This window comes from Sporosarcina sp. Y352 (assembly GCF_056786535.1).
This window is the reverse complement of the sequence record NZ_JBXCJE010000024.1, coordinates 1-14,779: the sequence shown is the minus strand read 5'-3', so window position 1 is coordinate 14,779 and position 14,779 is coordinate 1. Positions and strand designations below refer to the sequence as shown.

Annotated in this window: 12 protein-coding genes; 3 read left to right on the top strand and 9 right to left on the bottom strand. The window is 39.1% G+C overall.

Annotation, left to right across the window (positions count from 1 at the left end; translation table 11 throughout):
* Window positions 1–266: 266 nt before the first annotated feature.
* Both AC1TO6_RS20660 and AC1TO6_RS20655 read right to left on the bottom strand, forming a co-directional pair.
* Window positions 267–1,343, bottom strand: a complete 1,077-nt coding sequence (locus AC1TO6_RS20660) for a hypothetical protein (protein ID WP_482103464.1) — start codon at window positions 1,341–1,343, stop codon at window positions 267–269.
* Window positions 1,324–1,851 (bottom strand): RNA polymerase sigma factor, encoded by a 528-nt coding sequence (locus AC1TO6_RS20655; protein WP_482103463.1) that lies wholly within the window; start codon window positions 1,849–1,851, stop codon window positions 1,324–1,326. Before AC1TO6_RS20655 ends, AC1TO6_RS20660 begins: the two co-directional genes overlap by 20 nt.
* A 755-nt stretch (window positions 1,852–2,606) precedes the next feature.
* On the opposite strand from AC1TO6_RS20655, the gene AC1TO6_RS20650 reads away from it, so the two are divergent.
* Genes AC1TO6_RS20650 through AC1TO6_RS20640 form a run of 3 tightly spaced genes read left to right on the top strand, consistent with a single transcriptional unit; the run spans window position 2,607 to window position 4,684 of the window.
* Window positions 2,607–3,821, top strand: coding sequence for an Asp23/Gls24 family envelope stress response protein (locus AC1TO6_RS20650; protein ID WP_482103462.1), 1,215 nt, complete (start codon window positions 2,607–2,609; stop codon window positions 3,819–3,821).
* A 17-nt stretch (window positions 3,822–3,838) separates the two neighbouring features.
* Window positions 3,839–4,381, top strand: coding sequence for a hypothetical protein (locus tag AC1TO6_RS20645; RefSeq protein ID WP_482103461.1), 543 nt, complete (start codon window positions 3,839–3,841; stop codon window positions 4,379–4,381).
* A gap of 39 nt (window positions 4,382–4,420) precedes the next feature.
* Window positions 4,421–4,684, top strand: coding sequence for a hypothetical protein (locus AC1TO6_RS20640; protein ID WP_482103460.1), 264 nt, complete (start codon window positions 4,421–4,423; stop codon window positions 4,682–4,684).
* 65 nt (window positions 4,685–4,749) lie between these two features.
* On the opposite strand, the gene AC1TO6_RS20635 is transcribed toward AC1TO6_RS20640, so the two are convergent.
* From AC1TO6_RS20635 to AC1TO6_RS20605, 7 genes are all read right to left on the bottom strand, one after another.
* Window positions 4,750–5,412, bottom strand: a complete 663-nt coding sequence (locus AC1TO6_RS20635; protein WP_482103459.1) for a hypothetical protein — start codon at window positions 5,410–5,412, stop codon at window positions 4,750–4,752.
* Window positions 5,413–5,425: 13 nt separating this feature from the next.
* Complete coding sequence (locus AC1TO6_RS20630; protein ID WP_482103458.1) at window positions 5,426–7,282, bottom strand: peptidoglycan DD-metalloendopeptidase family protein; 1,857 nt, start codon at window positions 7,280–7,282, stop codon at window positions 5,426–5,428.
* A gap of 8 nt (window positions 7,283–7,290) precedes the next feature.
* Window positions 7,291–10,653 carry a hypothetical protein gene (locus tag AC1TO6_RS20625; protein WP_482103457.1) on the bottom strand — a complete coding sequence of 1,121 codons (3,363 nt, stop codon included), beginning with the start codon at window positions 10,651–10,653 and terminating at the stop codon, window positions 7,291–7,293.
* 18 nt (window positions 10,654–10,671) lie between these two features.
* A complete protein-coding gene (locus tag AC1TO6_RS20620) occupies window positions 10,672–12,765 on the bottom strand; it encodes a VirB4 family type IV secretion system protein (RefSeq protein WP_482103456.1) in 2,094 nt (697 codons plus the stop codon).
* Window positions 12,716–13,633 (bottom strand): hypothetical protein, encoded by a 918-nt coding sequence (locus AC1TO6_RS20615; RefSeq protein WP_482103455.1) that lies wholly within the window; start codon window positions 13,631–13,633, stop codon window positions 12,716–12,718. Before AC1TO6_RS20615 ends, AC1TO6_RS20620 begins: the two co-directional genes overlap by 50 nt.
* 18 nt (window positions 13,634–13,651) lie before the next feature.
* Window positions 13,652–13,972, bottom strand: a complete 321-nt coding sequence (locus tag AC1TO6_RS20610) for a PrgI family protein (protein ID WP_482103454.1) — start codon at window positions 13,970–13,972, stop codon at window positions 13,652–13,654.
* Between the two features lie 106 nt (window positions 13,973–14,078).
* Window positions 14,079–14,447 carry a pilin gene (locus AC1TO6_RS20605; protein ID WP_482103453.1) on the bottom strand — a complete coding sequence of 123 codons (369 nt, stop codon included), beginning with the start codon at window positions 14,445–14,447 and terminating at the stop codon, window positions 14,079–14,081.
* Window positions 14,448–14,779: the final 332 nt, after the last annotated feature.

Below are 14,779 nucleotides of genomic sequence, written 5' to 3'. Positions count from 1 at the left end.
CTTTGAATCCGATGAAAGAAAAGTTGCGAACTGATTCGATTAAATAACTAATCAATTAAAAGAGCTATATACGACAACTATCTTGACAAACACCGATACCAACTCGCAATTGTAGATAAAAACAAAACAACTAGAGCCCCTAAAAATAAGATCAAATTTTTAAACCCCACGTTAATCACTCCTTGTTATCTAAGTATGACTTTACAGTCGAAGAAAAAGCCTCTTATAACAAAGAGGCTTTTTCCATAATTTAAGTATTTAATTTGTTATGGCGAAGTGATTGTTAAAATAGGTTCTTTATTTCCCATTAATAACTGAATGGAATATGCATCGTTACCGATTTGTTCATCAACATCTGGGCTAGCTAAATAAGTATTAATCGCCTGTTCAATTTCTGTTACAAGTTCAGCAGAAGGCATTTCGGTCCATTTACTTTTTAAGTATACTTTTGATAATCCGTCTTTCACTTGATAACTAACACCCGTTACTTTATATTGTGATTTCCCAGCCAACGCATCATGAATGTCACTTACTATAGCGCCCCAACGATAGTCTTGTGCACGATGTTGTGCATTATAATACTCCACTTCTACCTTTTGAATATCTAATTCTTGTTGTTCGACTGCTTGTGAAATCTCTTGAATAATTTCCTTTGCATCTTTAATATCGTCAGGTATATCAATCGTTAAAGTATTTGAAAATAGCCCTTTCTTAAATCCATGTGTAAAATTTTCAGCTAAATCATCATAGCCATGAGCTGAAAATACTTTTTTAATAATCACTCCAGCACTATCCATTACCGATGAAGCCTCCTTGTGTCTTTTTGGGAGTTCATCGGATACTGCATAATGTGTGATTTTTAGATTGTATTCATTGATCCCGCTATTATAAAGTAACTCATCAATTTGGGGAGTTACAGTATCCTTAGCAGCTGAAAAATCATCTTTTGAGACGCTTAATCCAACCTCGATTGTATAGGGATTATAAGTTGTACCAATAAATCCGATTTCATAACCGGCCTCTGTAATCACTTTACTTAATTCTACATGTAAATCTGGATATTCCTTGGAATCAGAGAAGCTTGAATTAATTCCTAAAGGTAATATTTTTGAGGCTAATGCTGCCATAGACGATGAATACATAGGAGAAGTAAGAATAAGCAGAGTAAACATTGTTATCGCTACTATCCACCCCTTTTTGTGTGTGAAACTATGCTGTTTGGATTGTTTACTTGCACCGATAATTCGATGCTTTAAAGCTTGCTTATTATTATCTTTTATACAAAACTCGTTATTAAAATCTTTCAACTTTTTTGCTAGTTCCTCATCGAATGATGGCTTCATATTCAAAACCTCCTTTAATTAATTCCTCTTTAAATTCTTTTAGTGCTCGCTGTAATGTCATCTTCACTTTGCTTTCCGTAAAGCCTAAAATTTCTGAGGTTTCCTTTGTTGAAAATTCTTTTAACTTACGTAAAATAATGATTTGTCGAAAGCTCGGTTTTAGTCTTTGCAAGGTTAAATAAAACTGTTCGTGCTGATAACGTAAAGCAACAAGTTGTTCCGGAAGGGCTGTGTTGTCTATTTCTTTTAGCGTGAGCCCTAAATAATGTTGCAAAGGGTGCTTTTTTCGAAAGTAATCTCTTGTTGTATTATGGGCAATTGAAAAAAGCCATGTTTTAATACTCGATTGATTTGCAAATGAATGCTGATTACGAAATGCTTTTATAAATGTTTCCTGTGTTAAATCTTCAGCTTGTTGGTAATCACGTACCATGATGAGTATGTAAGTCATTACGGCTTCACCGTAATTATCGAACCAATGTGCTATTTTTTCGTGTTCGTGTGTCATTTGTTCACCTCATTTCTATTAACTTAGACGCAAATGAAAAAAAACGGTCACACTTTCTTTTGTTAGAGGGTCTAAAAAAAATAGAAACTAGGTTAACGATTGAATTAATATTTTTATGGATTGATCTCATGTAGCGTATCTTTTTTTTATAACTAAAAGAAATGGGATATATAGGATACAATAATGGATATCACCCTTTAAAATAGAAGCCAGGAGGCAATTTAAATGGAACATACTAAAAAAGAAAAAATGAAATTTGGGAATGGCTAAAAGCGCTGTTAATTGCGGATATTGCGGCTAAAACAGACAACACATTTAAGAAAAGTAAATCAGCATGATAGATGCACATTTTAATAAAGAATGCGACTACTGCTACGCAAATGTTCCGAACATATACTCGCCTAATGGATAAAAGATTTTCCCTACTATTAACCACTAAGTATATCCTTAAACATATCACCGTTAATGGAACTCTTTACATGATGCAGCAAATAGAGATTATTAATAAGCAAAACTGACGCTGAGCTGCTGGCAACGGTAAAGGACATTTCCCCCTAAAAACACCCCACAAAAAGTTACGCTCGGCTAACGAACGTGCTCTCTTTGTGGGGTGTTCCCAGTTTATTTTACAATTTTTTTAATTATATCATTTCCCCATCGACGAATATGGTTTTGTTGACTTCCTAATTCAAATCGTCTATATTTAACGTATAACGTTATACAAATTATGGTGTAAACGAGGTGGAGGGATTGCAATGTTTACCGATTTTCTTTGGTTACTTGGAGCTAAACAACAACACGATCGACAGAAGGAATTAGGTCTTGCTGGATTAGTTGGTTTAGTTCTAGTCATTTTTATGGTTTGGAAATGGGATTCAATCTTCTATCCCTTATTCAACAAACTAGGATTCGTAAATTTTGCGGAACGAATCGGCTTAATAAGTGATCTTTCCATCATGACCGTAATCAATGTATTAGCAGTTATATTCTTTCTAAGTCTTGTCTTTGCGTTAGTCGCTTTTCTTCTTACAGTAGTGGGTTGCTTGCTAATGGTTGCTGGAAGTAGTGAGAGGGGTAAGAAGTTGGTGGGTACTGCCCTATTCGTCATATTCTTTCCGATAATTGTAGTCTTTTTCAGCATTACCCAATACCGCTATTATTCCTCTGCAGAAGGGCAAGCTTCAATGCGAAACACATATAAACGCGATCCAAATCTGAAACCGTTACTAAAGAGATATCTAGAAGAGCCCAACTCACTTAGAATGTTTCTCCTATACAAAAAGCAGGTATTTCGCGATAAAACGAAAGAGCCGTATTTCAATACAGTAGATGCTAAACTACATTTAAATCGGGCTGTTGCATCGATAAAAACTGACCGTAACTGGCTTATCGCGTATGATGAATTCGACGAGCAATGGTATGTTTTATTTCCTAATCCGTTGCCTGAATTTGTTTCAGAGGCGGCAGGTCAAAATCAGCAGGAATTAAAAGAAGCTATTTCTAAATATCCGACATATAACGTTAAAGGTTTTTTTGTTGATGTTGGAGATCGGCCAAGCGAGGGTTTTTTCGTTCCTGCGCTACCTATTGATTTTACCTGGGATAAAAACAAACTAAAAATCGAACCTCATGTAACAATTGATGCAATATTAATTATGAAAAACACAAAAACCATGTATAATTATCAGATTAAGAATGATGATATCACTACATTATTTCATGTAATAGCACAACGTGATGACCTATATGAACGTAATCGGATCGCCCATCTTTTGTTGTACTTAATTCCGATTGCTTATCCTCCAGGTGTTCCTTTTGCAGCAGAGGATCATTTTAATAAAGCTGTGCAAAATATTCCTTACACGGATACGTTCTACCCTATTTATGCACTAGATGTTCGTGAAAATCTTGTACGCTTTGCGGAGTCGGGTAAGGTTTGGGCAATTAATTGGTTCGCAGAACCGGTCTAAAGTGAGGTAAGGCAAAATTGAGAAAAAAGTATACGAATGCTGAACTATTAACACTAGGTAAAAAACACAAAGATCAAATTACAAGCATCCGAAATTGGAACGAATACAGCAAGGCACATGATTTACCGCATTCTCAAACGATTATTTCGTATTTTGGGACATGGAATAAGTTTAAAGAACTATTGTCGTTGGACTTAAATGAACAATCTCGACCTTTAAAGTATAGTAAAGAAGTTTTATACGACATTCTGGAAAAATACAAACAGCATTATACAAGTGCAACCATGTGGGATTCATTTGCGGAAAAGAACCAGCTACCTAAACACATTATTTTTATGGAACGATTAGGTTCAGAAGATTTGAATAAACACATTGGCATCACTTTTACTTGGACAACTGAAAAGATCAGGGCCAAGATATTAGAACACTTTCCTAATTCCCCACCTACTCAGACCGAATGGAAGTCATTGTCGGAATCTGAACGTGTACCAGCATATATGACCATTATTCGAAGGTTTGGGTCATGGAATCAGATGAAGTACGAAGTTTACAACAAATAAACTATAGCGTATTTGATGTAATAGGAAGGAACGATGTAAATGAAATTATTTGTAAAGCGTAATGAATTTAACAGCCTTGAGAAAGCGAAAATAGAAATTCAAGATGTTAATGAATGGACATTAATTTCTTCCGGATTAGAGAAATTACTAGAAGGAACAATTGAAAGTATTGAGTTCTATAACAATTTACAAAAGAAAAATGATGTGAATTATTTTGGCAAGATTCAAGACCAGCTGGAACGTAAAGATAGATTAGAAGGGATGTTGAGAGTATTAGACCATAAAAATGAATTGAAATGGTGAACAGTACGATCACAAACACAGCCCCCAACAGTTAAAGACTGATGGGGGCTGTGTTTGCCTTTACGTTATTTAATGTTTTGAAGGATTAGCTGTTCCATTTCTAACATTGAATTGACGAACCGATAGTAACGATGGTCATCTTCTCCAATTAACTCTATTTCGAAAGGAATCTGTACGTAGACATCATCTTCATAATCCAAATATAGGGTTCCTTTGTCTATTATTAAACCGTACTTATCTTTCTCGAATTGATAGTTAATGGTTTCGAGTTTTCCTGATCTACTGATACCTTCCAATAGTTTTTCCATCTTATCAATTCTTTTTTCTATGTTTAACTCCCCATCCCATATGTCCTGGATGGAATCGCCCGAAATAACACTAGTGAAATAATCCATGTTTCGGGTTTTGATGGCCGCGTAGAACATTTTAAAAAGTTCTTCTCGTAACTCTTCAACGGTACGATGTTCATGTTCTGGGCCCTCTAAATCAAATTCCAAGAATATGTCCCGTTCTGTTACTCTTTCTCTTATGAATGTATCTACTTTTAGGTACACATCTTCTGTTTTGGCAAGATCTTTGATTTTCCTGTTATCTATTTTCACTTCGATTATTGGAGTCATATTTGCTTTTTTTTCGGGAGCTTTGACATCCCAAATGAAAAATAAAGCGAGAATTATCAGTACCAGGAGTATCAATAAACCGATTTTCCTTTTTTTATTTATATGCATTCATGATACCCCCTTATAATGGAATGTACTGCGCTGGATTGAGAACATTGGTGTAGCCATTTCGCGGCCCATTGTATAATTCGAAATGTAAATGGAGACCGGTCACCCGTCCAGATTTTCCCATAGACCCAATTAACTGTCCTTGTTTTACTGGTTGCCCATTTGAAACAGCTGTTTTACTGAAATGTGCATAAACAGCCTCATATATCTTTCCTTGTACATTGTGCTGTATACGTACATGATTTCCCCAGCCACCGCCACACTTACTACCTAGATGCCCTTGTTGTGGACACCCTGAATGGATTTTCACAACAACCCCGTCAGCTGCTGCAACAATAGGTGTACCAGCTGAGTCGGCGATATCAATGCCATAGTGATAGGTTTTCCCACCTAAACTTCTTGGACCGTAGGGAGAGGAAAACCTTCCGGTTGCTGGTCTCATAAATGAACCCGAGCTAACAGTCGGAATTGAACCCTCCCCAGGTATATATTGAGAGGAAGATTTATATTCCTCGGCTTTCTTTTTGACCTTTGCTACATAGGTGTCTGAATGATTGTAAGCGCGAATCGCTTTATCAATATTTGTTGAAAACCCACTATTACTTAAATATTTTGTGGCGGTATAAATGGCATCCTTAATGTTCCATGGATCTGCTTTTCCATCTCCGTCTGCATCAACACCGTAGCCACCATACTTTTTGATGGAAACTGGATCAATTTTGACAGCATTAGGTATACTAGTGCCGCCCAGGCCGCCTTTACAACCGGGAAAGCTCCATCCTAACCACGTACAAGGCATAAACTGCATATGCCCTTCTGCGCCAACGCTGGAGTTCATCGTTGGATGTGTAGAGAAAGCGGTCTCTATAAAATGAATGGCTGCAATGTAAAACCAATCAACACCATATTTCTTTTCAGCTTCCAAGTAGTAAGGCATGTATTCTAACGGAACCCCTTCTCCTGGAATTATTGTACCGTCAAATCCGACTAGAGAGTTTCCATTCAGCCATTCGGTATAATATATTTCTCCGCCCGTTACTTCATATATTGCTTCAACTGCTAGTTTACTTTCGAGACCGTAGTCAAATGGTTCATTCGATAGGTTACTTTCAAAAAGGGTATAGTCTCCCAGTATTGTTTCTTCTGACCAAAAAAAGTCTGACTGACTTGACACGGAAGAAGACGTCGTTTCTCCATCTTCTGTCGTCCCACTACTAGAAGATGTTTCCCATGGGGTCTTCTCACTAAGAATTTCTGCAGTCATAGTCTTATCCCACGCATTTACCCCTACTAAAAACTCAACAGTGAACTTAGAGTAAGTGGTATGTGAAGAACAAATATCCCCAACGCACGAAGATGATATTATTTCTGTCGTTCCCTCACGCGTTTCATACGTAAAGATGGGACGCAAGGCATTAGCTAACTCTGTTATTGCTTTTTTTGTCTCGACAGGACCAGAGTCGAATACCTGCATTGTGGCAATCAGTAATTCGTGTGGCACCCTGTATGGCAATTGCCCATCTCTTGACATATCTACCGTGTTATCTGCCGCTTCGATAATGTACTTTTGTATAGCTTGCGCTTCATCATCTAATTCGCCGGGATCCCCACCGAAAAAGAATGCCGTTGCAATGTAGATTAAAAACACACTAACGATTATTCCACCTATTGCAAGTAGATAGGGTGTACCTATACCTGCTAATAGCCCAATGAGGGTTTTTCCGGCGGCGAGGGTGACTTTTGCGGCCGCTTTAACAGCCGCTTTCCCAACCTTCTTCGCAACTTTTATAGCTTTATCTTTGGCGAGTTTCTTTGTCTGTTTCTGTATCAGATTCTCTTGGTTTTGTTGTTCTTCGGGAATATTGGGCATTATTCATATCACCCCAACAATCCTTGTTTTCTGCGTACAGTGTCCAATGCTCTACGTTGGTCTACAGACCGATTAGCCCGTTCCGAGTGTTTCGATGGTAGTAAATCATCCAAGTTATCAATCAAACCTTGCGTACTCTTCGTAGAGTAGTATGGATATGATTCTTGTGTTGTGGAACCATTCGTTACTTTACTGGAATCGACGGCTACCCGTGATGTACCACTATATTTTGGCTTGACCCCTGAGTTCGTTACTTCTACTGGAATTTGAATGGATTCCGAACTCTGCAAACGCGAATCTCCCGAGAATACTTTTGATACACGGTAGGTTACGCCCTCTTTTTGCCCAGTCATAAATTGTTTATCTTTATCCACAATAACTTGTACATTTTCAAAACCTTGTTCTGCGAGATCATGCGTATAGAACTGACCACTATCAACCGCCTGGTTATAAACCGGAGCCTGCTGAGATTTAACAGACTTGTGTGTATTTCCTACACGGGAATTCCCCAATAGAGTACTTGGATCGTTGTTTATTTGAACAGAAGATGGTGCACGTCCGCCGGCACTATCTAGACGATAGGTTGAAGATGAACTTGCAGCTAATTTCTCACCATCCATAGTTAAGTCTTGATAGACAACATCCCCTGAACGCATACCACTGTGGCCTGCACCTTTGCGAGATACAATTTGTTTCTCTCCGCCTTTTGTCGTGACTTCGATATATGACTCTTGAGCTGTCGTGACCTGACGGATTGCTCCCTGGGCAATTTGAACGTTCCCGTTGTTGTCTGTTGTCGTTTGCGCCATTTGAACGACTTCACCAGGCGAATGTATAGCCGACTGAAGAGATTGGCTGTATGGCGTAAATTTTGCCGCCATTTTTCGAGCTGTTTGATATCCAGCTGTACCAAATAAGATACCAGTCCCGTAACCGACACCATCCTGATAATCCGTCTGTGCGGCGACTGCTCCGCCCTGCCTTTCGGCTAGTTGTGTAGTCGCAGTGGACCATCCTGCTTTTGCCGATGGAATTGCTGCATTAACTACATTTGCAATACCACTTTTACTTTCATCCTGTAATGAGAAGTTTGTTGCAACTGCAGTACGTGATGCCTCCGAAGCAATTTGTAAACCGCCTTTTATCGCTTGGTAACCACCTGTAATGCCAAGTGCACTTGATGCGAAAGCTCCCACTTGCCCGGTTCCAATTGCAACCGTATGGGCGGCGCTGCCTGCCTTAAATGCTCCGAAGCTGTTATTGCTTGCTTGATCAATACTCCCTTGATACATTTTTAAATTTTCACCGTGGGCTTGGTTTTTATGATTTTCATGCCAATCTTGACGTGCAACGACAGGATTAATTCCTTTTGCCGCTTGACCTGCTACAAATGCATCTTCCATTTGAACCGTTTTAGTATGTGCCATCCCACCTGCCAGGAACGGTACATTTGGTTTCCCTTTGCTATCAAACATATTTGCACCTTGTAAATGACTGATAGCATTTGAACCCGCGCTTGCCAAAGAACTCGTCGGTTCATTTCCAACAAAATCCTGGGCGGCCTGAGTCATATGTTGTAGAAAACCTGCTTTTGAAATGGGTTCTTGTCGATCTGTTGCGTTAGCAGCCACATATTGTTCGCCGGCTGCGGAAAACTTATTTTGCATGTCCGATTTCTTGTCATTGAAAGCACTTTGTCTGCGCGTGTTAAAACTTTGGACTGATTCCCCATCTTTTCTTGGTTCAGTCTTATCGTAATCAGCAAGGAATGCGTCTTCATTTTCCTTACCCCACTGATTTGCCATAGCGCGAGAGGATGCTTCGACCATAGAACCGCCACTAGCTTTACCTTCGCCGAACATTTTAGCCGACTGTAAATTTGTTTTTGCACCGTCATAAAATCCAGCGCGCTTTTCGGCTTTAATGTCATTAAACTTCTTATCTATTTCAGACTCTGATACATCCGGGAAACGTTCTCTTAAACTGTTCATCTGAGATTCTTGATTTTGGTCGGCCCAACTTGCGGTTTCCCGATCAGCCACTTCGTTGGCCAGTTCATTGTCGAAGTCGCGAGACTTGTTACTCTTGAAGTTTTTCGCACCTTCTAACCCTTTACTCAGTCTAGAATTGATGCCTTGAATAGCAGCAGAACCCGCACGGCCTGTTAAACCACCAACGACACCACCAGCAGCAAATCCTCCTGATGCTCCTGCCATAGCTCCAACAGGACCTAGACCTGAACCGGAAATAGCTCCTGCCATGCCGATAGTCGCTTTACCCATTCGTCCAACAATGTCGCCTGCTCGAAGCATTTTTTCTGCACGAGGTGTTGAACCAGTATCTCCACCAGGGGAGGCACCAAGTGTCCTCTTTAAGTCATCGCCAGCATTTGTTTCTCCTACGCTTTCACCCATACCACCTTTCCCTTTTTGTCCTTTCGCTCCTTGATATGCACCCTGAATTGCTCCCATAACACTCTTATCACCGAGAGCACCTTTCATTGAGCCATACATCCCTGCAAGTCCTGCCATCCCCATCATTGCACCGGCCTTAGACAAATTACCTTGCATTTCGCCACCCATGTTAAAGAGACGACGGACTGATTCAGAGATTGGAATGAAAATAACATAAACCATCACAGTCTCAATAAAACCGCCAGTAGTTGCAGACATTACGGCTACGGTCCAAAAGACAAATGCATGAATCGACTGCACAAAAATTGAACCTACTAATTCTCTAAACCATGCCCCAGTCATTGTTTTGAAACGGGGGGATAACCAGAATGCCAACATGAGTGGTCCCATTGCCATTAGAATAATGAGTGTTACTTTTCTCATTAAATAATAGAAATTTGCCCACAATGATAATCCAAGCATGACTAATTGAATAAAGATGTGGCCGACAACCCCTGAGATTTCTCCAGTCTTTTCTTTGCGAAGTGAATCGAGATTACTTTCGTATGAACCATCAAACAAATTGACTACCGCCGAATTCATTGTAAATAGTAAGTCATAAAGTGTTGGTAGATTCATTAAAATGAGCCCTACGAATATAAGGTCTTTTATGAACTCTATACTTTCGTTCCTCCGGCTAGGATTTAGAGGTGATCCAGCAATGCGCATTCCATAAACCGCAATGAGAGCGACAAGGACAAAACCGGATAAAACTGCCATAGAATAAAACAAAGGACCAAGACCGTTTGTTAAGTCCGAGGAATGAAACGTACCCCAAACCAAATTCCCTTCATTGGTTTTACCGAATACCAAATCTTTCAGCAATGCCAACCCTAAAAATGGTTCTATAAAACTATCAAATGCCCATTGTATAATTGATTCAAATATTGCTAGTAACTTATCAGCAACAAGACCCAAATGTTCTCCCTCCTTTCCTTAAAGGTAGGACTGTTGACTGAACTTTTTCCGTTTCCGAGATTCTTCTAATACAGCAGCGTTACTTTCAATAAAGTCGATTTCTTCTTTTGTTGGATCTGTTTGTAGCCAAACGCTCGAACGTCCAACACGCATTATTCCTTCCCCTTTATCGGGATTTTGGAAAAGTATATTTATTTCGCCTTTAGATAGGTCAAAATTTTCTTCAATTGCCTTCAAATCGATTTTGTTTTGTTTTAGGAAGAAGAATGCATGTGTATTTTGCAAGACCCCTCTTGCCTTCTTAGATTCCAAAATTCGTACAAAGTCCTGAGAAGCTATTCGCAATCCAGCATTTCGTTTTCGTGCTCGACGAGCTACCTTCTCCGCAAAGGAAACAGTTTGATCATTATCAACGAGTGTCCAAAACTCGTCAGCGTAAACAATTTTTTTAATTTGCGCATTATCGACGTTTTTAATAAAATACTCCCAAACGTAATTCAAGATTACGTGATAGGCAATTGGACGAAGAAAGCCTTCTTCCATTTGAGAGATATTGAAGTTAACTAATCGTGCCGAATGCAAATCAACGATTTGGTCTTCGCCTAAATACGTTTGACCGTCAAATATGGGCTTTGAGCCGTCTTTTAGGAAAGGTCGGATCGCTGCCAGTAAACGTTCTGCATTGTATTCCATTTTAAAATGTTCCATCAAATAATCGTATACATCACTAAGTGTTGGTTCTGGTTTTCGGACCCTGGATTGAACAATCTTTCCGTCTACTTGCTTTACCTTGTGTTCATAAAGGGAACCAGGATTTGTCGAATAGTTAAAACCAGCTTTTGGATCCGTATACAAATATTTAATTGTCTCTTCAACATAATTGCGTTCAAATACCGAAATCCCGTCCTCTTCCTGATTTTTACCTCTGCAGATGATATCAAAAAAATCAATGACTTCATTCACCTTTTCACGAAGCGGTACGAAAGATACGTATTTTTTTCCGTTTTTTTCGACGATTTCACGTTCGTCCGTACTATCTAGCAACTCCATTTCTTCATCGTCATCCTCTAACGGGATACTAGTGACGTTAATGGCAAGTGGGTTTATTCTAATATTACTTTCCTCAGATAAATTAAGACTCACTCCGCCTAACCGTTTTACTATTCGGACGAATTCGCCCTCGACATCGATCAAACGAGAGTACACAGCAAGACCTGTAGTTTCACGTGCAAGTAGTAATTTCATGGCTAAGGATTTACCGGACCCTGATACGCCAAAGATAGCCATATTGTAATTCTCTGGTCTCACTTCATATGTACCGAACGCATTGTAAAACTCTTTTTGGCCAGTGATTTTATTGCGACCTATTGGAATACCGCCATTAAACTTTCCACTCCCCGATATAAAGGGTGCAAAAGTTGTTAAAGAACGCCGGTCAACGTTTCGTAGGGAATCCTTGATTTCATTGAATGCAAGAGGTGTAATGGAACGTAAACCCTTTTTCACGCGTCCCCAAGTTGAAGTGATTTTAAAGAACTTTGAACCCATTTCATCTTCAATGTATTCACTATATTTATCCAATTCTCTTTCTGACTCAGCGTACAATGCACCGGTAACAGAGACGTGATATAAATCATTTTCACTAAATTGTATTTCTTCCATCAAAATCTCTGTATCCATAATTTTTGTTTGGTTATCCATAATGGAATCCTGATTCCCTCGCTTAGTTTGAAAGGCTAGATTCGATTTAACGATCGTGTTTTGTTTTTGTAACATACGAATAGCATCATTTTTAGGTAGTTTATGAATATCGAACATGACATCTGCTTCACCACTAGAAGTTAAGGCATAAAGCCAGTTCGTTTGCATCTTTCGGGGGTATCCGTCACGAGGTATGTACCATGGTCGAAAATAAGTTTTACTCCCTAAAGACTGTTTAATTATTCCGTAGTCATCGGATATCTCAGAAATCCCTATCCCCTCTGGTGAGATTACATCCCATAAATCAGGCTTCATATCCAATTGATTCAGATTCTCTTCGGTATTGGTTTCGGATATATTCTCAACCTGCTTGCTCATTTTCGTTTTGGACTTCTTTTTGAACATCCTCAATTTCCCCTTTCACCCGCATGATTTGTGAGGCGGATTGGTCTGCAGTAGTGTAAAGCGCCAATTGTTCATGTTCCTCGATGTCCCTATAATGATTGACCTTTGCTTTTCGTCGATTGAAACCGTAGTACAATACTTCACTGATTCCATCGGTAGCCAGCATTTGTACATTCATATCTGCTTTTCGAAGTTGCCCTTTTGCGGTATTTACGCGGCGATTCAGTTCACTAAATGCTTTATCGATTATCTTTACTTCCAATTCTTCAGCATCATCTGCTTTGATGTCTCTGGTATCTACCTGTAAGTCAAAAATTAAAAAGGTTTTAGTTTCATAACGTGGTTGTTCACTTTGCCATCTTTTCAAATCGCTAATCATGTTCTGTCCGAACTGGAGGGCAAGGGGGTGAAGATCGTCTTCTAGGGTCATGACATCTTGAATTTCTTTTATTGGAATTGTTAAATCCACAAATCGGTTTTGCATGTAAATGCGGATTGAATAGTTGAGTTGTGACAGCCATGTTTCGAAAGTTGCATCAATACCTTCTTGCTCATCTTGATCCAACAAGAAGTAGTTGACCGGTTCAACCTCTGCCATCATTGTAAAAGTGTTGTCTTTGTGCCGAATCATATGGTTTTCAATTTTATGAACGTGACTAAACAATTCACGAAACGGTGCAGCTTCAATTTCATCCAAAGGATTCTCAGTATTGTTTTTCCCTTTACTTTTTCGCTTACTGTTAACCTTACCTATTGGTTGAGTGTCCATTATTTTGTTCTTCTTTCCCCAAGGTAAAATGGGTTCTTTCAAAATAACCCTTCCTAATATATAAATAACTAAGCCTGCAACTACTAAAAATAGAATGTCTTTCAACGGAAAATCTCCCCTCTTCTATGACCCCTTACGCCATGACCCATATTGTGTTTTCCTTTGTACCTTTATCCAGTAATAGTAATCCCGGTTCATATTGAACTCTTCGACTTTGACAAATCCTAAAAACAAGATGATGGCGGCAGTGGGAATTGCCGAACACATTGCGGTGATGGCGGCGATAATCCATCCTGCTCCGGATAGTAATTTAAATACTACAGGGACGTATGCGTATAGGATGATGGCGCCTACAACCAAATACGTTAGTTGTCGTTTTGATAGTACGCCTAAGATTTCCTTCTGTTCGGATGACATATCAATGGGGACTTTTGCGTTTCTCATAATGATTCTCCTTCGCATGCCTTTTATAAAAAAGCACCTTCTCTCAAAATAAGAAGGTGCTTTCAGCAGATTTATAACAAGATGAAACTCACCATAAATAAAATCATCAACCGCCGCCTAGACCTGTCGCCCAGCCAGCTATATCATATGCCTTGAAAATTACATATGCTCCAACTAATACCAATGCCAATTTCAAGAAACCTTCTGTTCGTTTCTGTGGATTACCACCACTACCAGCTAATGTCATCCCGCCCCAAACGAGCATTCCAACAATCCAAAAACCTCCGAGTGCCATTACAAAATACACGACACCATTCAAATCACCGTATATGCCATCCATATTTCCAGTGTTTTTTATACCGGATTTTCCTAATGCATCTTTGACGTTTGCTGCTTCAACCGCATTTTGGCCCATTACAAATACAAATGTTATAAAAGCAGCCAGTGCACCGGTCATACGTTTCCAAGCTTTCATTCATTTCACCTCCGTCAAATTATAGAGTTTTCACATAAACGCGAAAAAACCCCACTGAAAACACGACAAGGTTCACGCAAAGCGTGAAGTCATGTTTTCAGTGGGGTATTCCCATCAGTTTCTATTAATTTGACCTTATCATAACAAAGTATTTTATTACTGACAAGACATAATTTTATGAGACCTATACACTCACTCAAAATAAGCACTACACAACATAATAAGCGTTGACGGAAGCGGTGTTTGTCAAGATAGTTGTCGTATATAGCTCTTTTAATTGATTAGTTATTTAATCGAATCAGTTCGCAACTTTTCTTTCATCGGATTCAAAG

Excerpts from the sequence above, each read along its gene's own strand:
- AC1TO6_RS20650 (WP_482103462.1), top strand. The coding sequence starts at position 2,607 with ATGTTTACCGATTTTCTTTGGTTACTTGGAGCTAAACAACAACACGAT.
- AC1TO6_RS20660 (WP_482103464.1), bottom strand. The coding sequence starts at position 1,343 with ATGAAGCCATCATTCGATGAGGAACTAGCAAAAAAGTTGAAAGATTTT.
- AC1TO6_RS20605 (WP_482103453.1), bottom strand. The coding sequence starts at position 14,447 with ATGAAAGCTTGGAAACGTATGACCGGTGCACTGGCTGCTTTTATAACA.
- AC1TO6_RS20630 (WP_482103458.1), bottom strand. The coding sequence starts at position 7,282 with ATGCCCAATATTCCCGAAGAACAACAAAACCAAGAGAATCTGATACAG.
- AC1TO6_RS20655 (WP_482103463.1), bottom strand. The coding sequence starts at position 1,851 with ATGACACACGAACACGAAAAAATAGCACATTGGTTCGATAATTACGGT.
- AC1TO6_RS20640 (WP_482103460.1), top strand. The coding sequence starts at position 4,421 with ATGAAATTATTTGTAAAGCGTAATGAATTTAACAGCCTTGAGAAAGCG.
- AC1TO6_RS20635 (WP_482103459.1), bottom strand. The coding sequence starts at position 5,412 with ATGCATATAAATAAAAAAAGGAAAATCGGTTTATTGATACTCCTGGTA.
- AC1TO6_RS20610 (WP_482103454.1), bottom strand. The coding sequence starts at position 13,972 with ATGAGAAACGCAAAAGTCCCCATTGATATGTCATCCGAACAGAAGGAA.